Here is a 23,895-nt window from a genome sequence, read left to right as displayed (position 1 = left end):
CCTCGGCGGAGGGCCGTTCAGCGGTCGGCGGCGAGGAGCTGCGGGCTGGAGTCGGGCGTGGCCATGACGGCCGGGTGGCCGGTGGGGCCGAGGGACGGATCGACGTGGACACGCAGGGACCAGGCCGGCCCGACGAGTCCGGCGAAGGCGAGGAACGTCAGCGCGAGCCGGCTGCTGCGGTCGGACCGACCCCGGCCGGGGCCAGCGTTGTAGGGCCGGCGGTGGCGGGCCCCGCTCACGTGGTGCCGCCGAGTGCGTTCTCGTGGGCATCGAGGAGGCGGCTGGTCTGCGTGTAGAGGCGCTCCAGTTCGGCCGAGGTGAGGACAAGGGCTCCCTCACGGGTCGAGCCGTCCTCGAAGTAGATCTCCACGGGCACGGAGCCCTGGCGGGCGCGCGGGTCGTAGACCGCGTCGCGGCCGGGCAGCAGCGTGACGTGGGTGGCCTGCGCCGGCACCGGGCGCAGCGTCGTGCCGTCCGCCGGGGCGGACCAGGCGGGGCCGCCGCCGGGCGGGCGCAGGTGGTAGGTGGTGGCGGAGTCCTCGCCGGGGAGGGTCACCACGACGCCGACCCGTCCCTTGCGGGCGGTGTCGGCGGCGAGGTCACCGAGCCGGGGGCGGAAGGGAGCCGCTGTTCCTAACTCGGCTCCCTGGGAGGGGAGATGGGGAAGGCGTCGTCCGGTCATGCTCAGAAGTTAGGGACGGCCGCGACCCCGAATATGAGCCCGAGGAATACGACCCCTATCCGTCCAGGTGAAAACGGTCGGACATGCGCCGCAACTTCTCGCGGGTGGCTGCCCGTTCGGCGTAGACGATGCTGCGGAGGGTGGAGCGGGCGATGGGGTGGTTCCGAACGAGCTGGGGCGCGATCCGCTCGGCGGTCTCCAGCTCGCCGAGGGCCTTGGCCCGGTTGCCGTCCCACAACCAGGCCCGCGCGATGTCCATGTGGTGATGTCCCTGACGCGAGTTGGGCAGCGATCCAACCAGTTCGGGGCTGGTGCGGCGATTTATCTCCAGGGCTTTGCCCTGCTCGCCCATCTCCAGGGCGACGCTGATGGCGTGGATCTGCACGTTCCCGGAGGAGAACGTCAGCGAGTGCCGGTCGTAGATGGGCGCGCCGACGTATGCGTCCATTCGCTCGGCGGCGTCCCTCGCGTACCCGATCCGGTCCTCCGCCTCTGACGCGCGGCCGGCGCGGGCGGCCGAGACCGCGGCCCGGAGCTGGAGGGTTCCCCAGGCCCGTACGGCCAGCGGTTCACCGTGCTCGTATGCCTGCTGTACCGACCCGATCGCCTTGTCCGACAGCGTCAGGGCGTCCGCCCAGTCGGCCGTCGCCCACATGTCCCAGACCCGCATCCAGTCCGCGACCGCAGGAAGGACCGGGTCGCCGGACAGTCGGGCCGACCACGCGGCCCGCTCACAGGCCATCGCGACCAGCTCGGGGTGGCCGAGGGAGTGGGCGGCGGTGTGCGCGAACTTGCAGCACACCGCGTAGATCGCGCACGCCTCCTCCCTCTCGTGCCCCTCCGACGCCTCGGCCAGGGCCCGTGCCTCGCGGAACAGGTCCGGCAGGACTCGGAGGATCGCCACGTTCGAGGCGGTGTCCCGGAGCCGGTGGAGGCGGGTGACCTCGCGCCACAGTTGCGGCGCCGGGCGCGGTGTCCCGTCGAAGACGGGGGTGAGGTCGTAGCGGCGCAGCTCGCGCAGGATAGAGGAGGCGGCGACCTGCCACCGGTTGTCGTCCGGGGAGCTGCTGTACGGGCGCCCGATCAGGTCGTTCGGGTGGACGTGCAGCTCGGCGGCGACCTGGTTGAGTAGACCGACCCGGTCCAGCTCGATCAGGCCCCGCTCCATCTTCGACACCCAGCCCTGCGACTTCCCCAGGGCCGTGGCGAGATCGGCCTGCGGCATCCCCAGCCGCAGCCTCGCCCTGCGGACGCGCCGGCCGATCTCCTCGGCTTCCTCCAGCATCAGGACACCTCCCCAACCGCCGGACGTCCGTGCGGGCTGCGCCGGTCTGTCCGTACAGATTTCGTCACCAGCACGGTACCCAGGACACTGCGAGCGCGTGAGGCAGTTGCAGGGGTGGCAGTCCTGTGCTGGCTTCCCAGACCTTTGCGGGGCGCCTGTTCACTCGGTGAACAGATCGACCGTTCACCGAGTGAACACGACCACCGTTCACAGAATGAACAGGCTGGCTGATCACCGCCGTCGCGTGTGTGCAGTCGACTGCTGTGCGGCGATCGATGTGGCTGACGGCGGGTGGGTCGGGGTGGTGGGAACTCGCGTGGTGCTGCGGGCCATGGCTGCCTGGGCGCGGGGGCCGGGTGTGTGGCGTTGGCCGAGGCGGTGGATGCGCCAGGTCAGGGTGCGGGCGGGGTTGCGGGCGTCGTCGAGGGTGCGTTGTCCGAGGGCCTGGTGGAGGAGGCTGGCTGGGTTGTGGCCGGCCGTTTCCGCTTCGGCGAGGACTGCGGCGAGGCCGTCCCAGGCGGGGTCCTGGAGGATGCGGTCGGCGTGTTCCGGGACTGCTTGCTGGAGGTGGCGGGCGTAGCGCTGCTTGGTCTGGATGCCGGGCGTGCGGCGGACGAGGTCGTCCAGGACCGGGACGGCCACGTGCGCGTACGCGGTCTGGAGGTCCAGAGCGGCCTCCACCTGCTGCTCCCACACCGGTCAGAAGGGAGGCTCAGATCCGGAGCCGCCCCTCGGGGGTTCCGCTGCCTCGATCAGCTTGTTGGTGAGTTCGATGGTGGCGAGGTACCACCAGAAGATCCAGTCCAGGAAGGCGTCGTTGTAGTCGGCGAGCTGGTCCGCGCGACGGTGGCGCAGGTCGAACCCGTTGGCGATCTTGAAGAGATCGCCGTCGTTGGGCTTCCCGAGTTCTTCGCGGATCAAGGAGCGGCGCTCCTCCAGAATGCCGACAGCTGCAACGATCGCCGACCGCTTGCTTTCCAGGGAGGCGTCGCGAGCACGGAAGAGTGCGATTGCGTGCCGGACGCGGGCGGTGACGGTAGGCGGGCTGTCGTTGAGGACGCGGTGCACCAGTTGGTGGCGCGCGTCGTCGGTCACGGTGACAAGCCGACCCAAGTCCTCGCCCTCTGCGGCGAGCTCGTACTCGATTCCGACTTCACGCAGCAGCTCGTTGACCTTCGTGCGGTACAGGATTCGAGCAGGGCCGTTGTGGAACTCCGAGTGATGCCAGCCGCATGCGCCGTAGGAGTGGAAGCGCCGCAGTCGCGGACGGCTGACGAGATCGTGGAAGACCTCGATCAGACCGTAGAAGATGTCCTCGTCCCAGACCGTCGGAGTCAGTGGCCACAGGCCCGGGATGCCCAGGCGCCGCGCGATCACAGCAGAGGCGTCAGGCAGGTCCTCCGGGCCGTCGACGCAGTCTTCGCCGAATTGTTCGACCAAGTACCCGTTGTCCGCGAAGTCGCTGACGATCAGCGAGAACTCGCGCCGGACATCTCGCGCGGTGCTCCCCTTGGCAGAGAGGCTGAGCCCTTGGCACTGAGGCCAGTACGGTCGGGGCGCGACTGCGGGTCGGATCTCCGAAGCTCGGCTGATGAGTTCCTCGAACCAGTCCTCCCGGGTGTCTCCCCTGTACCGGCTTTCCCTCGTGGAGCCCCAGCCGCCGTGGGGGGTCTCGACTTCCTGGAAGTCCGCAACGGCTGTCGATCCGACCAGGGCCTCAGTGAGGAGCCACTCCACGCGCTCTTCCCATGAGGAACGGGAGCCCTTGGTCCTCAGGATGCGTTCCCCCTCCGACACGAAAAGCGATGTCGGCCACACCAGCTCGTAGTTGCTCAGGTCCACGATCACGGCGCCATCATCACTCAATCGCGCGAGCAGCGGGATGGACTTCTGCCCATGCTGTGCGCCCGTTCTCCCCCCGAGTTCGCCGTTCCCGATACGAGCGATCTGGACCGATCGGCCCCCGCCCTGACTCCGCGCGAGGTCCGGTATGGCACGCGAATGGCACGCGGCCCCCAAGAGGTCTAGACAACGACGAAGCCCCAGGTCTCTGACCTGGGGCTTTACCTTGGAGCGGGTGACGGGAATCGAACCCGCGCTCTGAGCTTGGGAAGCTCATGTTCTACCATTAAACTACACCCGCGTAAGACGGACCGGTCCATGTGAACCGGCGTCGTACCGTCGCTCACTGTACCCCATCCGTCGGCCCCCGGTGTATCGCGCCGCGGGGTCTTTGTGCTGTGTGGGGGACGGATCGGTGTGCGGGTGGGGGGAGTTGGGGCGTACGGTGTGGGGGCGGAGTGCCGCGTGGAGTGGTGTCCCGTTGATCCCCTAATGTGGCTTTCTCGTCCACGCATCATTGGGGAAGGGACTTGATGGACTTGGACTCCATGGAGCGCGCCGTCGCCGTCCGCTGTGCCGAGGGGCACGTGTTCAGTACCGCTTCGTTCCCGATGCAGCAGCTCGGGGCCGGCCGGATCGGGCCCGGGCGGCTGTTGCGGTGTCCGCGGTGTGCGCGGTTGCGGCAGGCCGTGCCCGTGGGGGCGCAGCGGCGGTAGCGCGGGTACGGCGGGTACGGGAGTGCGCGCGGGGCTGTCCGATTGGGGCGGGCCCGCGCGCTCTGCGTATCCTCGGGACGTGCTTCTCTCAGACAAGGACATCCGGGCCGAGATCGACGCCGGGCGGGTACGCATCGACCCGTACGACGACTCCATGGTGCAGCCCTCGAGCATCGACGTGCGGCTGGACCGCTACTTCCGGGTGTTCGAGAACCACCGGTACCCGCACATCGACCCCGCGGTCGAGCAGGCGGACCTGACGCGGCTGATCGAGCCGCCGGGCGACGAGGCGTTCATCCTGCACCCGGGTGAGTTCGTGCTGGCGTCGACGTACGAGGTGATCAGCCTCCCCGACGACATCGCCTCCCGGCTGGAGGGGAAGAGTTCGCTGGGGCGGCTCGGGCTGGTGACGCACTCGACGGCCGGGTTCATCGACCCCGGGTTCTCCGGGCACGTGACGCTGGAGCTGTCGAACCTCGCCACGCTGCCGATCAAGCTGTGGCCGGGCATGAAGATCGGGCAGCTGTGCATGTTCCGGCTCAGCTCGCCGGCGGAGTTCCCCTACGGCTCCGAGAAGTACGGATCGCGCTATCAGGGGCAGCGGGGGCCGACCGCCTCGCGGTCCTTCCAGAACTTCCATCGGACGCAGGTGTGAGCATGAGTGACGTACGGGAGAACCTGACCTACGAGAAGTTCGGGACCGCGATCCGCGAGCTCGCGCAGACCATCGCGGACGACGGGTACGAGCCCGACATCGTGCTGAGCATCGCGCGCGGCGGGGTGTTCGTGGCCGGCGGCCTGGCGTACGCGCTGGACTGCAAGAACATCCACCTGGTCAACGTCGAGTTCTACACCGGCGTCGGGACCACGCTGGAGATGCCGGTCATGCTGGCGCCGGTGCCCAACGCGATCGACTTCAGCGACAAGAAGGTGCTGATCGCCGACGACGTCGCCGACACCGGCAAGACGCTGAAGCTGGTGCACGACTTCTGCCTCGGCAACGTCGCCGAGGTGCGCAGCGCAGTGATCTACGAGAAGTCGCACTCGCTGGTGAAGTGCGAGTACGTCTGGAAGCGCACCGACGAGTGGATCAACTTCCCGTGGAGCGTCGAGAAGCCCGTCGTGCAGCGGTCCGGGCAGGTTCTGGACGCCTGACGTACGCGGACATCACGAGAAAGGCCCCCGCCTGGTGCGGGGGCCTTCCTCGTGCGTCGGGCGTCAGATCGTGCCCAGCTTCAGCAGCGACAGCAGCGCCACCAGCTGGATCGCCGACGCGCCCAGGGCCTTCGGCCACGGCAGGTCGTGCGACTTGCTCACCATCGACGTGAACAGCGCCGCCGCCGCCAGCCAGGACAACCAGCCGACGATCTGCACGAAGGTGTTCTCGCCGCCGAGGAACAGGGCGAAGAGCAGGCGCGGGGCGTCCGTCATCGACATGATCAGCATCGAGAGGCCGACCGTCGGCTGCCAGGCGCCGTCGCCGCCCAGCTGGCGGGCCAGCGTGTGGGTGACCGCGCCGAGGATGAGGCCACCGACGACGAACATGGCGCCGGTCACCAGGACGTACGGGACGGCCGTCGACAGCGTGGCGTTGATCGCGTCCTCGCGGGCCTGGTCGAACCCGAAGAGGGCCAGCAGGCCGTAGAGGAAGGTGATCACCAGCGCGGGGCCCCAGACGGCGTGGTCGCGCATCTGGAAGAACGTGGGGCCCGGGCGCATGACGATGCCGTTGAGCAGCTGCTTCCAGTGCAGGCGCGGGCCCGCCGGGGCGTGGGTGGCGCCCGCCTGGTAGGTGGTGCCGCCGCCCTCGTACGGGGCGCCGTCGCCCGCGTACGCCTCGTCGTGGATGCTGAACGCCCGGGTGTGACCCGGGTTGTTCGCGGCGTACGGGTCGTGCGGGGGAGCGGGGTGCGCCTGCGCGTAGGGGTCGCCGAAGTACTCCGGCTCGCCGTACGGCTGCTGCTGCCCCTGCGGGTACGCCTGCTGCCCCTGGGGCCACCGCGCCTGCGGTTGCCCGTACGGGGGCGGCGCCGCGGGCCCGCCGTACGGCGCCTGCTGCGGTTGTTGTTGCGGGGTGCGGTTGCTCCGGCCGCGTCCGATCCTGAATCCAGCCACGTCATCGAACGTACCCGGTCCCGGCGTCTCCCGTGGACGGGGCCCGGAGACGGGGCGCCTTTGCTGCGGAGCTGTGACATCCCCTAAGGGGGCTCCCCGGAGGCTTCCTGCGGGCCCGGCAGGGTGTACGCGAACGGCCGGACCCGCCCCCTCGGGGCAGGTCCGGCCGTTTCGGTGACGTACCTCCGGAACTACTTCACCGGCTCGGGCTCCGCGTCCGCGTCCTCCGCCGGCGTCGGCTCGACCGGGGTCTTGACCGAGTCCAGCAGGAGCTGGGCGACGTCCACGACCTGGAGGGTCTCCTTCGCCTTGCCGTCGTTCTTCTTGCCGTTCACGGAGTCCGTGAGCATCACGAGGCAGAAGGGGCAGGCGGTGGAGACGATGTCCGGGTTGAGGGACAGGGCCTCGTCGACGCGCTCGGTGTTGATGCGCTTGCCGATCCGCTCCTCCATCCACATCCGCGCGCCACCGGCGCCGCAGCAGAAGCCCCGCTCCTTGTGGCGGTGCATCTCCTGCTGGCGCAGGCCCGGGACGGCCGACATGATCTCGCGCGGCGGCGTGTAGACCTTGTTGTGGCGGCCCAGGTAGCACGGGTCGTGGTACGTGATCAGGCCGTCGACCGGCGTCACCGGAACCAGCTTGCCCTCGTCGATGAGGTGCTGGAGCAGCTGGGTGTGGTGGATGACCTCGAACTCGCCGCCGAGCTGCGGGTACTCGTTCGCGATCGTGTTGAAGCAGTGCGGGCAGGTCGCGACGATCTTCTTGGCCGACTTCGGCTTCTTCGTCGACTCGTCCTCGTCATCCTCGCCGAACGCCATGTTCAGCATCGCCACGTTCTCCTGGCCGAGCTGCTGGAACAGCGGCTCGTTGCCCAGGCGGCGCGGCGAGTCACCGGTGCACTTCTCCTCGCCGCCCATGATCGCGAACTTGACGCCCGCCATGTGCAGCAGTTCCGCGAAGGCCTTGGTGGTCTTCTTGGCCCGGTCCTCCAGGGCGCCGGCGCAGCCGACCCAGTACAGGTAGTCGACCTCGGTGAGGTCCTCGACGTCCTTGCCGACGATCGGGACCTCGAAGTCGACCTCCTTGGTCCACTCGACGCGCTGCTTCTTGGCCAGCCCCCAGGGGTTGCCCTTCTTCTCCAGGTTCTTGAGCATCGTGCCCGCCTCGGACGGGAACGCGGACTCGATCATCACCTGGTAGCGGCGCATGTCGACGATGTGGTCGACGTGCTCGATGTCGACCGGGCACTGCTCCACGCACGCGCCGCAGGTGGTGCAGGACCACAGCACGTCCGGGTCGATGACGCCGTTCTCCTCCAGCGTGCCGATCAGCGGGCGCTCGGCCTCGGCGAGGGCGGCGGCCGGGACGTCCTTCAGCTGCTCCTCGGAGGCCTTCTCGTCGCCCTCCATGGTCTTGCCGCCACCGGCCAGCAGGTACGGGGCCTTGGCGTGCGCGTGGTCGCGCAGCGACATGATCAGCAGCTTGGGGGAGAGCGGCTTGCCGGTGTTCCAGGCGGGGCACTGCGACTGGCAGCGGCCGCACTCGGTGCAGGTGGAGAAGTCGAGGATGCCCTTCCAGGAGAACTGCTCGACCTGGGAGACGCCGAAGACGGCGTCCTCCGCCGGGTCCTCCCAGTCGATCTCCTTGCCGGCGGTGGTCATCGGCTGGAGCGCGCCGAGGGCGGTGGAGCCGTCGGCGTTGCGCTTGAACCAGATGTTCGGGAAGCCGAGGAAGCGGTGCCAGGCCACACCCATGTTGGTGTTGAGCGAGACCGTGATCATCCAGATCATGGTCGTGCTCAGCTTGATCATCGCGAAGAGGTAGACCAGGTTCTGCAGCGCGCCGACGCTGAGGCCCTTGAACGCCAGGACCAGCGGGTACGAGGCGAAGTACGCCGGCTCGTAGTGGTCGACGTGATGCAGGGCGCCCTCCAGGCCGCGCAGCACGTAGATGGCCAGGCCGATGGTGAGGATGACGTACTCGACGAAGTACGCCTGGCCCATCTTGGAGCCGGCGAACCGCGACTTGCGGCCGGGGCGCGAGGGGAGGTTCAGCAGGCGGATGACGATCAGCACGCCGATGCCGAGGGTGGTCATCGCGCCGATGAACTCGATGTAGAGCTCGTACGGCAGGAAACCGCCGAGGACCGGCAGCGTCCAGTCGGCCTGGAACAGCTGGCCGTAGGCGGTGACGATCGTCGGCGGCAGCGTCAGGAAGCCGACGGCCACGAACCAGTGGGCGATGCCCACGATGCCCCAGCGGTTCATCCGCGTGTGACCGAGGAACTCCCTGACCAGGGTGACGCTGCGCTGGTAGGGGTTGTCGGTCCGGGTGCCGGCGGGGACGGGCTGGCCCAGCTTGAAGTACCGGACGAACTGGCCGATGGCGCGGGCGAGCAGCGCAACGCCGACCACGGTCAGGGTCAGCGACACAATGATCGCGGCGAGTTGCATGGAGGCTCCTCGGGCCTGCGAGGGTGGGAGAGCTTGGGGCACTACTAAGCGGTAACTTATTCAGTCCGTGCTGAGCGTACCCAGTTATCCCGCCGCACTGTAGCCGCGCAGGCGGTGATCTGCGTCGCTCAGGTGAGCCTGACCGGGCACGGCCCGCAGCGCCCGCGCAGTCCCCAGCAGCAGGGCGAGATCCAGGCCGATCCACTGGTGCTCCACGTAGTGCTGGTCCAGCAGCAGCGGCTCGTCCCACGGCAGCGCGGAGGCGCGGCGGAGCTGCGCCGGGCCGGTCAGCCCCGGTCTCACGCTCCGGCGCCAGGGGCTGTCGGCGCCGGGGGCGCCCGGCGGCAGCGGGGCCGGGCCGACCAGCGACATCTCGCCGCGCACGACATGCGGCAGGCACGAGAGCACGTCCAGCCGGAATCGGCGGACGGGCAGGTGGCGCAGGGTGAAGGGGTGGCCGTCGAGGCCGGTTCTCGTCTCGCGTACGAAGACCCCGCCGGGGGGCCGTCTCAGGGCCGTCACCAGGGCGCCCGCGAGGAGCAGCGGGGCCACCAGGGCGAGCAGGGCCGTGCCGAGGGTCAGATCGAGGATGCGCTTGGGGTGTGGGGAGCGGGGGAGTGGGGAGGGGCGCATGGGACACACACCTGACGACTTTGCGAAGGATGGCGATTTTGCCGCTCTTGGCAACTCATGCGGCTTTTGCTTCGTTGTTTGAACGATCGCACGGTTGTGTGTGAGGTGGTAGTGGTTCGCGGGTACGCGGCGGGTCGTGCCGCGCCGCGCGGGCGCCGTGCGCCGGGATGCTGCCACGGCCCCAGGCAGTGAAGTTGAGCGACCACGACTCAAGCCTGTTGACTCACGTCCGGGCGTCATGCATCCTTGAGCCTGTTCCACTCAAGTCAGCTGGAGGAATCGAAAATGGCACGTGCGGTCGGCATCGACCTGGGCACGACTAACTCCGTCGTCAGCGTTCTGGAAGGCGGCGAGCCCACCGTCATCACCAACGCCGAGGGTGCCAGGACCACGCCGTCCGTCGTCGCCTTTGCCAAGAACGGCGAGGTGCTCGTCGGCGAGGTGGCCAAGCGCCAGGCGGTCACGAACGTCGACCGGACCATCCGGTCCGTGAAGCGTCACATGGGCACCGACTGGAAGATCGAACTCGACGGGAAGAACTTCAACCCGCAGCAGATCAGCGCCTTCATCCTGCAGAAGCTGAAGCGCGACGCCGAGGCCTACCTGGGCGAGAAGGTCACCGACGCGGTGATCACCGTCCCGGCGTACTTCAACGACTCCGAGCGCCAGGCCACCAAGGAGGCCGGCGAGATCGCGGGCCTCAACGTCCTGCGCATCGTCAACGAGCCGACGGCCGCCGCCCTGGCGTACGGCCTCGACAAGGACGACCAGACGATCCTGGTCTTCGACCTCGGTGGCGGCACCTTCGACGTCTCGCTGCTGGAGATCGGCGACGGCGTCGTCGAGGTGAAGGCCACCAACGGTGACAACCACCTCGGTGGTGACGACTGGGACCAGCGCGTCGTCGACTACTTGGTCAAGCAGTTCCAGTCCGGCCACGGCGTGGACCTGTCCAAGGACAAGATGGCCCTCCAGCGCCTCCGCGAGGCCGCCGAGAAGGCCAAGATCGAGCTGTCCTCGTCCACCGAGACCTCGATCAACCTGCCCTACATCACGGCCTCCGCCGAGGGCCCGCTGCACCTGGACGAGAAGCTCACGCGCGCCCAGTTCCAGCAGCTGACCTCGGACCTGCTGGAGCGCTGCAAGACGCCGTTCCACAACGTGATCAAGGACGCGGGCATCCAGCTCTCCGAGATCGACCACGTGGTCCTCGTCGGTGGCTCCACCCGTATGCCGGCCGTCGCCGAGCTCGTCAAGGAGCTGACCGGTGGCCGCGAGGCCAACAAGGGCGTCAACCCGGACGAGGTCGTCGCCATCGGCGCCGTGCTCCAGGCCGGTGTCCTCAAGGGCGAGGTCAAGGACGTCCTGCTCCTCGACGTGACCCCGCTGTCCCTCGGCATCGAGACCAAGGGCGGCATCATGACCAAGCTCATCGAGCGCAACACCACGATCCCGACCAAGCGGTCCGAGATCTTCACCACGGCCGAGGACAACCAGCCGTCCGTGCAGATCCAGGTCTACCAGGGCGAGCGCGAGATCGCGGCGTACAACAAGAAGCTCGGCATGTTCGAGCTGACCGGCCTCCCGCCGGCCCCGCGCGGCGTCCCGCAGATCGAGGTCGCCTTCGACATCGACGCCAACGGCATCATGCACGTGACCGCGAAGGACCTGGGCACGGGCAAGGAGCAGAAGATGACCGTCACCGGCGGCTCCTCGCTGCCGAAGGACGAGGTCGACCGGATGCGTGAGGAGGCCGAGCGGTACGCGGAGGAGGACCACAAGCGCCGCGAGGCCGCCGAGAGCCGCAACCAGGGCGAGCAGCTCGTCTACCAGACGGAGAAGTTCCTCAAGGACAACGAGGACAAGGTTCCGGGCGACGTCAAGACCGAGGTCGAGACGGCGGTGAACGAGCTCAAGGAGAAGCTGAAGGGCGAGGACACCGCCGAGATCCGCACCGCCACCGAGAAGGTCGCGGCCGTCTCGCAGAAGCTCGGCCAGGCCATGTACGCGGACGCCCAGGCCGCGGGCGGAGCCGCCGGTGCCGAGGGTGACGCCCCGGGCGCCGCCCAGGGTGCCGCCGCCGACGACGACGTGGTTGACGCCGAGATCGTCGACGACGAGAAGCCGAAGGGGGCCGCATGACGGAGGAGACCCCGGGCTTCGAGGAGAAGCCCGACGTCCCCTCCGGCGCCACGCCCGACGACGCCGCCGAGCCCGCCGGTGCCACTCCTTCCGCGAACCCCGCGGAGGAGGGCCCGGCGGCCCCGGCAGGGGACGCGACCGCTACCGTCGCCGGCCTGACGGCCCAGCTGGACCAGGCCCGCTCCGCGCTCGGTGAGCGCACCGCGGACCTCCAGCGGCTCCAGGCCGAGTACCAGAACTACCGCCGCCGGGTCGAGCGCGACCGGGTCACCGTCAAGGAGATCGCCGTCGCGAGCCTCCTGACGGAGCTGCTGCCGGTGCTCGACGACATCGGCCGCGCCCGCGAGCACGGCGAGCTGGTCGGCGGCTTCAAGTCGGTGGCCGAATCGCTGGAGACCGTCGCCGCGAAGATGGGCCTCCAGCAGTTCGGCAAGGAGGGCGAGCCCTTCGACCCGACGATCCACGAGGCCCTGATGCACAGCTACGCGCCGGACGTCACCGAGACGACCTGCGTCGCGATCCTCCAGCCGGGGTACCGCATCGGCGAGCGGACCATCCGGCCCGCCCGGGTCGCGGTGGCCGAGCCCCAGCCGGGCGCCACGCCGGCCGCGCAGGCCGGAGGGGCGTCCAAGGAGGAGCCGAAGGCGGCCGACGAGGAGAGCGGTGGCCCCGACGAGGGCTGACGCACGGACCATGACCGGTGACCGGAAGGAGGGACGTCGATGAGCACGAAGGACTTCGTGGAGAAGGACTACTACAAGGTTCTCGGCGTCCCCAAGGACGCCACCGAGGCCGAGATCAAGAAGGCGTACCGGAAGCTCGCCCGCGAGTTCCACCCGGACGCCAACAAGGGTGACGCGGGCGCCGAGGCGCGCTTCAAGGAGATCTCCGAGGCGAACGACGTCCTCGGCGACGCCAAGAAGCGCAAGGAGTACGACGACGCCCGTGCCCTGTTCGGCAACGGCGGCTTCCGCGCCGGTCCCGGTGGCGGAGCCGGCGGAACGTTCAACTTCGACCTGGGCGACCTCTTCGGGGGCGCCCAGGGCGGGGCCGGCACGGCGGGCGGCGCCGGTGGCTTCGGCGGCGGCCTCGGGGACGTCTTCGGCGGCCTGTTCAACCGGGGCGGCACCACGGGCAGCCGCACGCAGCCGCGCCGCGGCCAGGACGTCGAGTCCGAGGTGACGCTCAGCTTCACCGAGGCGGTGGACGGGGCCACGGTCCCGCTGCGGATGTCCAGCCAGCAGCCCTGCAAGGCCTGTTCGGGCACCGGCGACAAGAACGGCACACCGCGCGTGTGCCCCACCTGCGTCGGCACCGGCCAGGTCTCGCGCGGCGGCAGCGGCTCCTTCTCGCTGACCGACCCGTGCGTGGACTGCCGGGGACGCGGGCTCATCGCCCAGGACCCGTGCGAGGTCTGCCACGGCAGCGGCCGCGCCAAGTCGTCCCGCACCATGCAGGTCCGCATCCCCGCGGGCGTCTCCGACGGGCAGCGCATCCGGCTGCGCGGCAAGGGCGCGCCCGGCGAGCGGGGCGGCCCCGCCGGTGACCTGTACGTGGTGGTGCACGTCGACTCCCACCCGGTCTTCGGCCGTAAGGGCGACAACCTGACCGTCACGGTGCCCGTCACGTTCGACGAGGCGGCGCTCGGCGGCGAGATCAGGGTGCCGACCCTCGGCGGGCCCCCGGTCACGCTGAAGATCCCGGCCGGCACGCCCAACGGCCGGACGATGCGCGCCCGCGGCAAGGGGGCGGTCCGCAAGGACGGCACGCGCGGGGACCTGCTGGTCACCGTCGAGGTGGCCGTGCCCGTGGACCTGGGCGACAAGGCGCGCGAGGCGCTCGAAACGTACCGGGAGGCCACGGCGGGTGAGGACCCGCGGGCCGAGCTGTTCCAGGCCGCGAAGGGGGCTTGAGATGGACGGACGCCGTCGCAATCCGTACGAGCTGACCGAAGAGACACCGGTGTACGTCATCTCGGTGGCGGCCCAGCTGAGCGGCCTGCATCCGCAGACGCTGCGTCAGTACGACCGGCTGGGCCTGGTGTCGCCGGACCGTACGGCGGGGCGGGGCAGGCGTTACTCGGCCCGTGACATCGAACTGCTGCGGCAGGTGCAGCAGTTGTCGCAGGACGAGGGCATCAACCTGGCGGGCATCAAGCGGATCATCGAGCTGGAGAACCAGGTCGCCGCCCTCCAGTCGCGGATCGCGGAGCTGTCGGCGGCGGTCGACGGCGCGGCGGCGGCGATGCGGCAGCGGGAGGCGCAGGTGCACGCCTCGTACCGGCGGGACCTGGTGCCGTACCAGGAGGTCCAGCAGGCGAGCGCGCTGGTGGTGTGGCGCCCGCCGAAGAAGCGCGGCGAGCACACCTGACACCCTGGAGGGGCCCCTTCCGTTCGCGGCGGAGGGGGCCTTTCGTCGTCGTACGGGCGTGCGATGATCCCGGGATGCGTATGACATGGGGGGCCTCGCACGGCCGGCTGCGCGCCGGGGCGGTGCTCATGGCGGCCGTGGCCGTGCTCGCGGTGGGCGGCTGCGACGACGAGACGGGTGACGCGCCGCTGCCGGAGCGGATCACCGCGAGCCCGGGTCCCGCGAGCCCGGGGTCCCGGGCGGCGGAGGAGGCGGACTGCCCCGTCTCCGGGGTGCGCGTCGGGACGGGGATGACCGAGGCCGCCATGGGGCTGCGGGCGATGGGCCTGACCCTGCACAACTGCGGAACGAGGCCGTTCGAGGTGAGTGGGTACCCCGCGCTCGACGTGCTCGGCGAGGAGCGGGAGAAGCTGGACGTCACCGTCGTGCGCGGTTCGGACGTGGACACCACCACCAAGCCCTCGGTGTTCGTCCTCGCACCCGGCGCCCGGGCGACCGCCTCGGTGGTCTGGCGCAACACGGTGACCCGCACCGACGTGGTGGCGACGAACGGCGCCTACGTCAGGGTCACCCCCGCGCCCGGCGCGGCCGCCCAGACGGCCGCCCCGCAGGACGGCGGCCCGCTGGACCTCGGAAACACCGGCCGCGTCGAGGTCACCCCCTGGCGCCCTGCTCAGGACCGCTAGGGCGTGTTTCGAAAGTCCCGTCTGGCCGGGAACGCCTGGCACGCACCCTCGCGGCGTTGTCGGCCGTCGGCGCAGCCCGCTGCGCTCTCCGACCTCCGCCTTGCGATCGCACGCCCCAGACGCCCCCGGCCCCGCCCTCCGGGCGGACGACGCTACTTTCGAAACACGCCCTAGAAGAACTCCGTCACCATGTCCAGCGTCGCCTCCCACAGCGGCTGGGCGCCCGTGCCGAAGGCGGCGGCGAGGGCGGTGCCGATGGCGACGTCCAGGGGGCGCGGCTCGGTGTCGTCGTGCCAGTCGGCGCTCACGCGGCCGTCGCCGGACGACTCCAGCTCGCCGATCCGGCGGCCGTCGCGCAGCAGCCGGCTGTCGCCGTACGAACAGGGCACGAGCCGGTAGCGGGTGCCGTCGAGCCGGACGTCGACGCGGTACGAGCGGCGTGAGAGCCGTCCCTTGGCGGGCCGGAGGGGGACCGGGCGGCCGTCGACGGTGAGCGTCAGCAGGGCGGGGTCGCGGGTGCCGATCGGGATGTGCGGGTCGGCCTCGGTGCCGGCGGCGCGGACGAGCCGGACGTGCGGGAGGCCGGGGCCCGTGACGTCGAGGGTGCCGGTGGCGGACCGCAGGTCCACGGCGGGGGCGGCGGGGAAGGTGTCGTGCATGGTCAGTGGTCCTGCTCCAGGATGCCGGACTGGGCTATGAGGTAGCCCAGTTGTGCGCGGCTCCCGCTGCCGAGGACGGCGGCGAGCTTGGCGATGTGGGCGCGGCAGGTGCGGACGTTCATGCCGAGGCGGCGGGCGATGGCCTCGTCGACGTGGCCCTCCACGAGGAGTTTGGCGATGGAGCGCTGGACGCCGCTGATGCCGTCGGACTTCAGGTCGTAGGGGATCTCCTCGTTGATGGGCACGGCGAGCTGCCAGAACTGGTCGAAGACCCCGGCGAGGTAGGCGACCAGGCCGGGGTGGCGCAGCTCCAGGGCGACCTGGCGGTCGCTGCGGGCGGGGACGAAGGCGACTTCGCGGTCGACGATGATCAGCCGGTCGATGATCTGCTCCAGGGTGCGCACCTGCACCTCGGGGCCCACGTGTTCCAGGTACGTCAGCGTCAGTTCGGTGTGCCGGGCGGTGTGCTGGTAGAGCGTGCGCATCCGGATGCCCCGGCCGAGCAGGGGCCGGACGCGGCGCAGGGCCTCGCTCAGGCCGTGGGCGGGGCGTCCGCCGCCGGGCTGGACGGTGAGCAGTTCCTTCTCGCAGCCGGCGACGACGCGGTCCAGCGTGGCGTTGATGCGGCTCAGGCCCTCCAGCACGGTGATGGCGTGCGTGGTGGGGGCGTTCTGCGCGCTGATGGCCATGAATGGCTCGAACGCGTCGGACAGTTCGACGGTGAGACGTCTACGCTCCAGGATCTCGCGCTCGATGGGCTGGAGCAGTTGGGCCAGCGCGGAGGAGGGCGGCACGGGACGGAGCCACTGGGCGTCGTCCGGGTCGGGGTGCAGGAGCGACAGGTCGAGCAGGCACGGCACCTCATCCGCCTCTGACCGGGGTATTCGTCCACTGCGCAAGGCGTTGGCGTAGAGCTCGGAACCCGCATCGCACAACTCTGTGTGGGAATGGGGGTGGCCAGGCTTGTCCGGATTTACGCTCATCTGTACACCCCCAGGCTCCTGCATCTCAGGAACATGATGCCTGCCGCAGGTGGTGGAAGCGTGGAGAGTGAGCAATCGTCGTAGCCGCGGGGGTTGGAAAGAGACGTTGCCTTCAAGTGAGGTTGCTCGGTGATGACGAAGAGACTCATACGCGCGGTGGTTGCCAGTGCGTTCATCGCTGCCGGCGCGGTAGGGGTTCTGGGGGCGGCCGAGGGTCAGGACTCGCAGGCGGCTCCCGGCACCGGAATCACGACGCAGGACCCGGGCTGGACCGCTGCGCCCGCCGCGCCGGGACTGATGGTGAACGACCCCTCGTGGACCACCGCACCCGTCAGGTCGGGTGCCGCCGTACAGGATCCCGGCTGGACCCTCGCGTCCGCGCGGCCGGGACCGGAGACGTTCGACCCGGGCTGGACCGCCGCGCCCGCGCAGGCGGGCCCGGCGGCGAACGACCCCGGCTGGACCCTCGTCGGCGCATGAACGTTCCCGACGACTCGCGCTTCCGGCGCGAGATGGCATCCGCTTACCGGTCCGGGTGGCATTTCATCGACCTCGTCACGGCTGTGCCGCACAGTGGCGATTCGTTGATGGTCACCCTCTTCGGGGAGCCGATCGTCATCACGCGCGGAGACGACGAGGACATCCGAGCCTACCGATGCCTCCGACGGCCCCGCGGAGCTCCGCAGCCCGTCCGGTGCGCCATCCGGTACGGCATGATTTTCGTCAACCTCGACCAGCGTGACCACCAGCTCGTCGAGCCTGAGACCACCACCGCCACCCCCCGCAGCGCCTGAGCGATTCCCCCGTCGTTGTAAATCGCTCAGGTGCTTCCCCCACACAGCGGCGCCATCGTGGACCTGAACACGATGGCGCCGTTGTGCTGTCCGCGTACGGTCGCCGTCAGGCCGCCGGCGTCAGGCGCGTCCCATCGCCCGTGTGAGGGCGATCTCGATGACGACCCGGTCCGGGTTCGGTGCCGGCGTGCGGTCGTAGCGCGCCGCGTACCGCTCCACCGCGTCCGCGACGACCTCGGGCTCGGTGCGCACCCGCGCCACGCCCTCCAGCGTCGCCCAGCGGCCCTTGTCCACCTGGCACACCGCCACCCGCGCCCCCTCCGGACCCGCGGCCAGTACGTTGGCGACCTTCCGGCTGTGCTTGTTGGTGATCACCCGGGCGATGCCCCTCTCGCCGCCCTCCGGGTCGTACGTCACGCCCACCGCCACGACGTGCGGAGTGCCGTCCGGGCGGGGCGTGGTCAAGGTGCACATGTGGTACTCGCGCCAGAAGCCGAGGTACGTGTCACCGGGATCGCGGGGGTCGATGGCCATGTCCGCGAACCTACCGGCGGCACGTATCCCGCACCATCTTGAGTGGAATAGACTCAACTTTACGTACGTTCGATGAGTCATAGTCGTGGGACTCGCTGCACCGAGGAGGAGAGACCGCACGTGGACGCCGAGCTGACCAACAAGAGCCGTGACGCGCTGAACGCCGCCAGCAGCCGTGCCGTGTCCGAGGGACACCCGGACCTGACCCCCGCGCACCTGCTGCTCGCGCTGCTCGCGGGCCAGGACAACGAGAACATCGTCGACCTGCTCGCCGCCGTCGACGCGGACCAGGCCGCCCTGCGCTCCGCCGCCGAGGGCGTGACCGCCGCCCTGCCCAGCGTCACCGGCTCCACGGTCGCCCCGCCGCAGCCCAACCGGGAGCTGCTCGCCGTCATCGCCGACGCCTCGCAGCGGGCCAAGGAGCTGGGCGACGAGTACCTGTCGACCGAGCACCTGCTCATCGGCATCGCGGCCAAGGGCGGCCGGGCCGGCGAGGTGCTGGAGCGGCAGGGCGCGACCGCGAAGAAGCTGCTGGACGCGTTCGAGAAGGCAAGGGGAGGGCGCCGCGTGACCACACCGGACCCGGAGGGTCAGTACAAGGCGCTGGAGAAGTTCGGCACGGACTTCACCGCCGCCGCCCGCGAGGGCAAGCTCGACCCGGTCATCGGCCGGGACCAGGAGATCCGCCGCGTGGTGCAGGTCCTGTCGCGGCGCACCAAGAACAACCCGGTGCTCATCGGCGAGCCCGGCGTCGGCAAGACCGCCGTCGTCGAGGGCCTCGCCCAGCGCATCGTCAAGGGCGACGTCCCCGAGAGCCTGAAGAACAAGCGCCTGGTCGCCCTCGACCTCGGCGCCATGGTCGCGGGCGCCAAGTACCGGGGCGAGTTCGAGGAGCGGCTGAAGACCGTCCTGTCCGAGATCAAGGACAGCGACGGCCAGATCATCACGTTCATCGACGAGCTCCACACGGTCGTCGGCGCGGGCGCCGGCGGCGACTCCGCCATGGACGCCGGCAACATGCTCAAGCCGATGCTGGCCCGCGGCGAGCTGCGCATGGTCGGCGCCACCACCCTCGACGAGTACCGCGAGCGCATCGAGAAGGACCCCGCCCTGGAGCGCCGCTTCCAGCAGGTCCTGGTCGCCGAGCCGACCGTCGAGGACACCATCGCCATCCTCCGCGGCCTCAAGGGGCGGTACGAGGCCCACCACAAGGTCCAGATCGCCGACTCGGCGCTGGTCGCCGCCGCGACCCTGTCCGACCGGTACATCACCTCCCGGTTCCTGCCCGACAAGGCCATCGACCTCGTCGACGAGGCCGCCTCCCGGCTCCGGATGGAGATCGACTCCTCGCCCGTGGAGATCGACGAGCTCCAGCGCGCCGTGGACCGCCTCCGCATGGAGGAACTGGCGCTGAAGAACGAGTCCGACCCCGCCTCCGTACAGCGCCTGGAGAAGCTGCGCCGCGACCTCGCCGACAAGGAGGAGGACCTGCGCGGCCTGACCGCCCGCTGGGAGAAGGAGAAGCAGGGCCTCAACCGCGTCGGTGAGCTAAAGGAGCGCCTCGACGACCTGCGCGGCCAGGCCGAGCGCGCCCAGCGCGACGGCGACTTCGACACCGCCTCCAAGCTGCTGTACGGCGAGATCCCGGCCCTGGAGCGGGAGCTGGAGGAGGCCAGCGAGGCCGAGCAGGAGGCCGCGAAGGACACGAAGGACACGATGGTCAAGGACGAGGTCGGCGCCGACGACATCGCCGACGTCGTCGGCTCCTGGACCGGCATCCCGGCCGGGCGCCTGCTGGAGGGCGAGACGCAGAAGCTGCTGCGGATGGAGGACGAGATCGGCCGCCGGCTGATCGGCCAGTCCGAGGCCGTACGGGCGGTCTCCGACGCCGTGCGCCGCACCCGCGCCGGCATCTCCGACCCCGACCGGCCCACCGGCTCGTTCCTCTTCCTCGGGCCCACCGGCGTCGGCAAGACCGAGCTGGCCAAGGCGCTCGCCGACTTCCTCTTCGACGACGAGCGGGCCATGGTCCGCATCGACATGAGCGAGTACGGCGAGAAGCACAGCGTCGCCCGGCTCGTCGGCGCCCCTCCCGGCTACGTCGGGTACGAGGAGGGGGGCCAGCTCACCGAGGCGGTGCGCCGCCGCCCGTACAGCGTGGTGCTGCTGGACGAGGTGGAGAAGGCGCACCCGGAGGTCTTCGACGTCCTGCTCCAGGTGCTGGACGACGGCCGACTGACCGACGGCCAGGGCCGCACGGTCGACTTCCGCAACACCATCCTCATCCTCACCTCCAACCTCGGCAGCCAATTCTTGATGGACCCGGTGGCCGCCGAGGAGCAGAAGAAGGAGCAGGTGCTGGAGACGGTCCGGGCGTCCTTCAAGCCGGAGTTCCTCAACCGCCTCGACGACATCGTGGTCTTCACCGCGCTCGACCGGGACCAGCTCGCCCACATCGCGGGCCTCCAGATCGACCGGCTGGCCAAGCGGCTCGCCGAGCGCCGGCTCACCCTGGACGTCACCCCCGCCGCACTGGACTGGCTCGCCGCCGAGGGCTTCGACCCGGCGTACGGCGCCCGCCCGCTGCGCCGCCTGGTGCAGACGGCCATCGGGGACCGGCTCGCCAAGGAGATCCTCGCGGGCGAGGTCACGGACGGCGACACGGTGCGCGTGGACCGCTTCGAGGACGGCCTGATCGTCGGCGCGGCGCGGTAGCGGGGCGCCCGGCTTCCCCTCCCCGTGCCGGATGTGTCAGCTCGCAGCGGATCGGCCGTGTTCCGGGTTGCCAGCCCCGGCCGGGGATGGGAGAGGATGGCAGGAATCGTTCGAAGGGAAAATCACGGTGAGCATCGACCCCGGCTCGATTCCGAATTTCGGTGGCCAGCCCGAGCCCGAGCCCCAGGCGGGCGCGGGACCGGCCGGCCCCGTCATCCCGGACCAGGACCTGGTCAAGCAGCTCCTGGAGCAGATGGAGCTGAAGTACGTCGTCGACGACGAGGGTGACCTCGCGGCGCCGTGGGAGGAGTTCCGCACGTACTTCATGTTCCGTGGCGAGGAGGAGCAGCAGGTCTTCTCGGTGCGGACCTTCTACGACCGCCCGCACCCGGTCGAGAACCGCGCGCAGATCCTGGAGACGATCGACGACTGGAACCGCCGCACCCTGTGGCCGAAGGTCTACACGCACCTCCACGAGGACGAGCAGGGCGGCGCGACCGTGCGGCTCATCGGCGAGGCGCAGATGCTGATCGGCACGGGCGTGAGCCTGGAGCACTTCGTCCAGTCGACGGTCAGCTGGGTCCGCGCGTCGATCGAGTTCGACAAGTGGCTGGCCGAGCAGTTCGGCCTGGAGACCGAGGGCGACGAGAAGCCCGGCGACGAGGTCTGAACCCCACCAGGGGCTACAGCGCCATCGGTGCGAGCGTCAGCAGGTACGTCCCGTAGCCGAACGACAGCCCGGCCAGGGCGGTGACCACCACGGCCGCCGCCCTCGGCCGGGCTCTGCGCAGTGCGCACGCCACCGGCACCAGCAGCGGGAACGCCGGGAGCAGGAAGCGCGGCTTCGACTCGAAGAACCCGGACCCGCCCACCGCGATCACCACCAGCACCGCCGTGTACACGAGCACCGGCAGCGGTGGCCGCTCCAGGGCCAGCAGGGCGAACAGCACCACGCCCACCCCGGTGATCAGCAGTGACATGGTGAAGCCCAGCTCCATCGGCCGGGTCAGCACCGTGCGCAGGAAACCGAACGTCCCCACGCCGAAGTCGAACCGGGACGTCCAGCCCGCCTGTACCGCGAAGTACCCGCCCAGCGGATCGCCCTTGCGTAGCCCCACCCACACCACGTAACCCACCCACCCCACCGGCGCCACCGCCGCCCCGGCCCACAGCCGCCAGTCGGTCCGCCGCTCGCCCCGCCAGAGGCGGTACGCCGCGTACAGCGCCGCCGCACCGACCGCCGCCGCCACCGCGATCCCGTTCGGCCGCGCCGCCCCCGCCAGCGCGGCGAGGGCTCCCGCCCACAGCCAGCGGCCGGTGAGCACCGCGTACAGCGACCAGGCGGCGAACGCCGTGAGCAGCGGCTCGGTGTACGCCATCGACAGCACGATCGAGTGCGGCAGCAGGCCCCACAGCGCCACCAGCGTGGTCGCGACGCCCCGCCCGTACAGCCGCTCGCCGATCAGGAAGATCCCCCACGCGGCCGCCCCGGCCGCCGTCCAGGACACCAGCAGCCCCGCCGTGCCGTCCGCGACCGGCAGGGCGGTGCTCACCGTCCGTACGAGCGCCGGGTAGAGCGGGAAGAACGCCAGGTCCGACTGGACCACGCCGTCCGGCCAGTACAGGGTCGTGCCGTAGCCGGACGCGGCGATCCCCAGGTACCAGTCCGAGTCCCAGGACAGGGCCAGCAGGGCGCGCGGCGAGCGGCCGGTGTGCCAGGCCCACACCGCCGTCACCAGCATCCCGGTGAGCCGGGCGGCGGCGAACAGGCCCAGCGCCGGTGCCGCGCGGTACAGCGCCGCGCGCCACCCCGGTACGGAAGGGGCGGCTCCGGCGGCGGTCACGTGGTCGAAGGTCTCGGCGGACAGGGTGCACCTCCGTGCGCGCGTGGACGGCTCACCCCGACCATCGGCGCCGCCCGCGCCCGCCGCGACCGCTGGCGGCCCGCCCGGGTGGTCCCCTCCGCCCGGCACCCCGCCCCGCGCGTGTCGCCGTGACACGGCGCCGCGCAGCGGCTACAGGGTGCCCAGCCGCTTCACCGCGTCCTGGAGCACCTCGGTCCGCTTGCAGAACGCGAACCGTACGAACGGCGCACCCTGCTCGCGGTGGTCGTAGAAGACGGCGTGCGGGATGGCGACGACGCCGCAGCGCTCCGGCAGGGCGCGGCAGAACGCGATGCCGTCCTGTTCGCCGAGGGGGCGGATGTCGGTGGTGATGAAGTAGGTGCCCCGGGGCCGGAAGACGGTGAAGCCCGCCCGCTCCAGCCCGTCGGCGAGCAGGTCCCGCTTGGCGGTCAGGTCCGCGCGCAGCCCGTCGAAGTACGTCTCCGGCAGCCGCAGCGCCTCGGCGATCGCGTACTGGAACGGCCCGGCGGAGACGAACGTCAGGTACTGCTTCGCCGAGCGCACCGCCGTGACCAGCTCGGGCGCGCCGGTGACCCAGCCGACCTTCCAGCCGGTGTACGAGAAGGTCTTCCCGCTGCTGGAGATGGTGACCGTGCGGTCGCGCATGCCGGGGAACGTGGCGAGCGGCAGATGCCCGGCGTCGTCGAAGACCAGGTGCTCGTACACCTCGTCGGTGACGACGAGCAGGTCGCGTTCGACGGCGAGTTCGGCGATCGCGGCCAGTTCCTCGCGGGTGAGGACGGTGCCGGTGGGATTGTGCGGGGTGTTGAGCAGGAGGAGGCGGGTGCGGTCGGTGACGGCGGCCCGCAGCTCGTCGAGGTCGAGGACGAACCGCCCGTCGTGCGGGCGCAGGGTCACCGGGACGCGGGTGCCGCCCGCCATGGCGATGCACGCGGCGTACGAGTCGTAGTACGGCTCCAGCGCGATCACCTCGTCGCCGGGCTCGACCAGCGCGAGCAGGGACGCCGCGATCGCCTCGGTGGCGCCCGCGGTGACGAGGACCTCCGTGCCGGGGTCGAACTCCAGGCCGTACCGCTCGCGCTGGTGGTCCGCGACGGCGTCGCGCAGCTCGGGCACGCCCGGGCCGGGCGGGTACTGGTTGCCCCTGCCGTCCCTGAGGGCCCGGACGGCGGCCTCGCGGATCTCCTCGGGGCCGTCGGTGTCGGGGAAGCCCTGGCCCAGGTTGACCGAGCCGGTGGAGACGGCGAGGGCGGACATCTCCGCGAAGATCGTCGTTCCGAACTCGGCGAGGCGGCGGTTGAGCGGCGGTCGTGTCATGGCGGCCATCCTGGGCTCAAGCCGGGGAGTCCTCAAGTGCTCCGGCCGGCCGCCCGCGCCCGGCCGCCGCCCGGCGAACCTCTGGACTTGCTCAATTCCGATTG

At 70.6% G+C, this 23,895-nt stretch carries 24 protein-coding genes and 1 tRNA gene; 11 read left to right on the top strand and 14 right to left on the bottom strand.

Annotated features, from left to right (window positions below):
* Positions 1–17 precede the first annotated feature (17 nt).
* The 6 genes from EIZ62_RS15100 to EIZ62_RS15075 all read right to left on the bottom strand — a co-directional run bounded on the left by EIZ62_RS15100 (position 18) and on the right by EIZ62_RS15075 (position 4,110).
* The gene (locus EIZ62_RS15100) at positions 18–239 is read right to left on the bottom strand and encodes a hypothetical protein (protein WP_156693192.1); all 222 of its coding nucleotides are present in this window, start codon (positions 237–239) and stop codon (positions 18–20) included.
* The gene (locus tag EIZ62_RS32460; protein WP_244375708.1) at positions 236–682 is read right to left on the bottom strand and encodes a hypothetical protein; all 447 of its coding nucleotides are present in this window, start codon (positions 680–682) and stop codon (positions 236–238) included. Before EIZ62_RS32460 ends, EIZ62_RS15100 begins: the two co-directional genes overlap by 4 nt.
* 55 nt (positions 683–737) lie before the next feature.
* A complete protein-coding gene (locus tag EIZ62_RS15090; protein WP_156693191.1) occupies positions 738–1,967 on the bottom strand; it encodes a helix-turn-helix domain-containing protein in 1,230 nt (409 codons plus the stop codon).
* A 231-nt stretch (positions 1,968–2,198) separates the two neighbouring features.
* Positions 2,199–2,663, bottom strand: coding sequence for a hypothetical protein (locus tag EIZ62_RS15085; protein ID WP_208827923.1), 465 nt, complete (start codon positions 2,661–2,663; stop codon positions 2,199–2,201).
* Positions 2,664–2,666: 3 nt separating this feature from the next.
* A complete protein-coding gene (locus tag EIZ62_RS15080) occupies positions 2,667–3,815 on the bottom strand; it encodes a hypothetical protein (RefSeq protein ID WP_244375706.1) in 1,149 nt (382 codons plus the stop codon).
* Positions 3,816–4,036: 221 nt separating this feature from the next.
* Positions 4,037–4,110, bottom strand: a tRNA-Gly gene (locus EIZ62_RS15075).
* 494 nt (positions 4,111–4,604) lie between these two features.
* Here EIZ62_RS15075 and dcd point away from each other — a divergent pair.
* Positions 4,605–5,180 (top strand): dCTP deaminase, encoded by a 576-nt coding sequence (gene dcd, locus EIZ62_RS15065; protein ID WP_156693188.1) that lies wholly within the window; start codon positions 4,605–4,607, stop codon positions 5,178–5,180.
* Positions 5,181–5,182: 2 nt separating this feature from the next.
* Positions 5,183–5,680 (top strand): phosphoribosyltransferase, encoded by a 498-nt coding sequence (locus EIZ62_RS15060; protein WP_156693187.1) that lies wholly within the window; start codon positions 5,183–5,185, stop codon positions 5,678–5,680.
* Between the two features lie 63 nt (positions 5,681–5,743).
* On the opposite strand, the gene EIZ62_RS15055 is transcribed toward EIZ62_RS15060, so the two are convergent.
* The 3 genes from EIZ62_RS15055 to EIZ62_RS15045 all read right to left on the bottom strand — a co-directional run bounded on the left by EIZ62_RS15055 (position 5,744) and on the right by EIZ62_RS15045 (position 9,726).
* On the bottom strand, positions 5,744–6,640 hold the full coding sequence (locus EIZ62_RS15055) for a Yip1 family protein (protein ID WP_156693186.1): 897 nt from the start codon (positions 6,638–6,640) through the stop codon (positions 5,744–5,746).
* 191 nt (positions 6,641–6,831) lie between these two features.
* A complete protein-coding gene (locus EIZ62_RS15050; protein WP_156693185.1) occupies positions 6,832–9,093 on the bottom strand; it encodes a (Fe-S)-binding protein in 2,262 nt (753 codons plus the stop codon).
* A gap of 84 nt (positions 9,094–9,177) precedes the next feature.
* Positions 9,178–9,726 carry a sugar transferase gene (locus EIZ62_RS15045; protein WP_156693184.1) on the bottom strand — a complete coding sequence of 183 codons (549 nt, stop codon included), beginning with the start codon at positions 9,724–9,726 and terminating at the stop codon, positions 9,178–9,180.
* Positions 9,727–10,011: 285 nt separating this feature from the next.
* Between EIZ62_RS15045 and dnaK the strand changes: the two genes are divergently transcribed.
* From dnaK to EIZ62_RS15020, 5 genes are all read left to right on the top strand, one after another.
* Positions 10,012–11,868, top strand: a complete 1,857-nt coding sequence (gene dnaK, locus EIZ62_RS15040) for a molecular chaperone DnaK (RefSeq protein WP_156693183.1) — start codon at positions 10,012–10,014, stop codon at positions 11,866–11,868.
* A complete protein-coding gene (gene grpE / locus EIZ62_RS15035; RefSeq protein WP_156693182.1) occupies positions 11,865–12,551 on the top strand; it encodes a nucleotide exchange factor GrpE in 687 nt (228 codons plus the stop codon). The genes dnaK and grpE overlap by 4 nt, the downstream gene beginning before the upstream one ends.
* 39 nt (positions 12,552–12,590) lie before the next feature.
* Positions 12,591–13,781: a molecular chaperone DnaJ gene (gene dnaJ / locus EIZ62_RS15030; RefSeq protein ID WP_156693181.1), complete on the top strand. Its 1,191-nt coding sequence runs from the start codon at positions 12,591–12,593 to the stop codon at positions 13,779–13,781.
* A 1-nt stretch (position 13,782) separates the two neighbouring features.
* Complete coding sequence (locus EIZ62_RS15025) at positions 13,783–14,238, top strand: heat shock protein transcriptional repressor HspR (protein WP_156693180.1); 456 nt, start codon at positions 13,783–13,785, stop codon at positions 14,236–14,238.
* A 74-nt stretch (positions 14,239–14,312) separates the two neighbouring features.
* Entirely contained in the window at positions 14,313–14,924 is a 612-nt protein-coding gene (locus EIZ62_RS15020; RefSeq protein ID WP_156693179.1) for a DUF4232 domain-containing protein, read from the top strand.
* 170 nt (positions 14,925–15,094) lie between these two features.
* Here EIZ62_RS15020 and EIZ62_RS15015 read toward each other — a convergent pair whose 3' ends face one another.
* Together EIZ62_RS15015 and EIZ62_RS15010 are read right to left on the bottom strand one after the other, a co-directional pair.
* Positions 15,095–15,583, bottom strand: coding sequence for a hypothetical protein (locus EIZ62_RS15015; RefSeq protein WP_156693178.1), 489 nt, complete (start codon positions 15,581–15,583; stop codon positions 15,095–15,097).
* A 2-nt stretch (positions 15,584–15,585) separates the two neighbouring features.
* A complete protein-coding gene (locus EIZ62_RS15010; protein ID WP_156693177.1) occupies positions 15,586–16,566 on the bottom strand; it encodes a helix-turn-helix transcriptional regulator in 981 nt (326 codons plus the stop codon).
* Positions 16,567–16,698: 132 nt separating this feature from the next.
* Between EIZ62_RS15010 and EIZ62_RS15005 the strand changes: the two genes are divergently transcribed.
* A complete protein-coding gene (locus tag EIZ62_RS15005) occupies positions 16,699–17,046 on the top strand; it encodes a hypothetical protein (RefSeq protein ID WP_156693176.1) in 348 nt (115 codons plus the stop codon).
* Positions 17,043–17,360, top strand: a complete 318-nt coding sequence (locus EIZ62_RS15000; RefSeq protein WP_073756807.1) for a Rieske (2Fe-2S) protein — start codon at positions 17,043–17,045, stop codon at positions 17,358–17,360. The genes EIZ62_RS15005 and EIZ62_RS15000 overlap by 4 nt, the downstream gene beginning before the upstream one ends.
* A 120-nt stretch (positions 17,361–17,480) precedes the next feature.
* Here EIZ62_RS15000 and EIZ62_RS14995 read toward each other — a convergent pair whose 3' ends face one another.
* A complete protein-coding gene (locus EIZ62_RS14995) occupies positions 17,481–17,894 on the bottom strand; it encodes a pyridoxamine 5'-phosphate oxidase family protein (RefSeq protein WP_167536377.1) in 414 nt (137 codons plus the stop codon).
* 120 nt (positions 17,895–18,014) lie between these two features.
* Between EIZ62_RS14995 and clpB the strand changes: the two genes are divergently transcribed.
* On the top strand, positions 18,015–20,609 hold the full coding sequence (gene clpB, locus EIZ62_RS14990) for an ATP-dependent chaperone ClpB (RefSeq protein WP_156693174.1): 2,595 nt from the start codon (positions 18,015–18,017) through the stop codon (positions 20,607–20,609).
* Between the two features lie 127 nt (positions 20,610–20,736).
* On the top strand, positions 20,737–21,279 hold the full coding sequence (locus EIZ62_RS14985; protein WP_156693173.1) for a type III secretion system chaperone family protein: 543 nt from the start codon (positions 20,737–20,739) through the stop codon (positions 21,277–21,279).
* Positions 21,280–21,292: 13 nt separating this feature from the next.
* On the opposite strand, the gene EIZ62_RS14980 is transcribed toward EIZ62_RS14985, so the two are convergent.
* Together EIZ62_RS14980 and EIZ62_RS14975 are read right to left on the bottom strand one after the other, a co-directional pair.
* Positions 21,293–22,453 carry a hypothetical protein gene (locus EIZ62_RS14980; protein WP_156693172.1) on the bottom strand — a complete coding sequence of 387 codons (1,161 nt, stop codon included), beginning with the start codon at positions 22,451–22,453 and terminating at the stop codon, positions 21,293–21,295.
* Between the two features lie 171 nt (positions 22,454–22,624).
* Positions 22,625–23,800 carry a pyridoxal phosphate-dependent aminotransferase gene (locus tag EIZ62_RS14975; RefSeq protein ID WP_156693171.1) on the bottom strand — a complete coding sequence of 392 codons (1,176 nt, stop codon included), beginning with the start codon at positions 23,798–23,800 and terminating at the stop codon, positions 22,625–22,627.
* Between the last annotated feature and the right edge of the window lie 95 nt (positions 23,801–23,895).

The sequence above is a fragment of the Streptomyces ficellus genome (genome assembly GCF_009739905.1).
GTDB lineage: Bacteria > Actinomycetota > Actinomycetes > Streptomycetales > Streptomycetaceae > Streptomyces > Streptomyces ficellus_A.
Note: the sequence above shows the minus strand (reverse complement) of the source record. Positions and strands in the feature narration are given on the sequence as shown.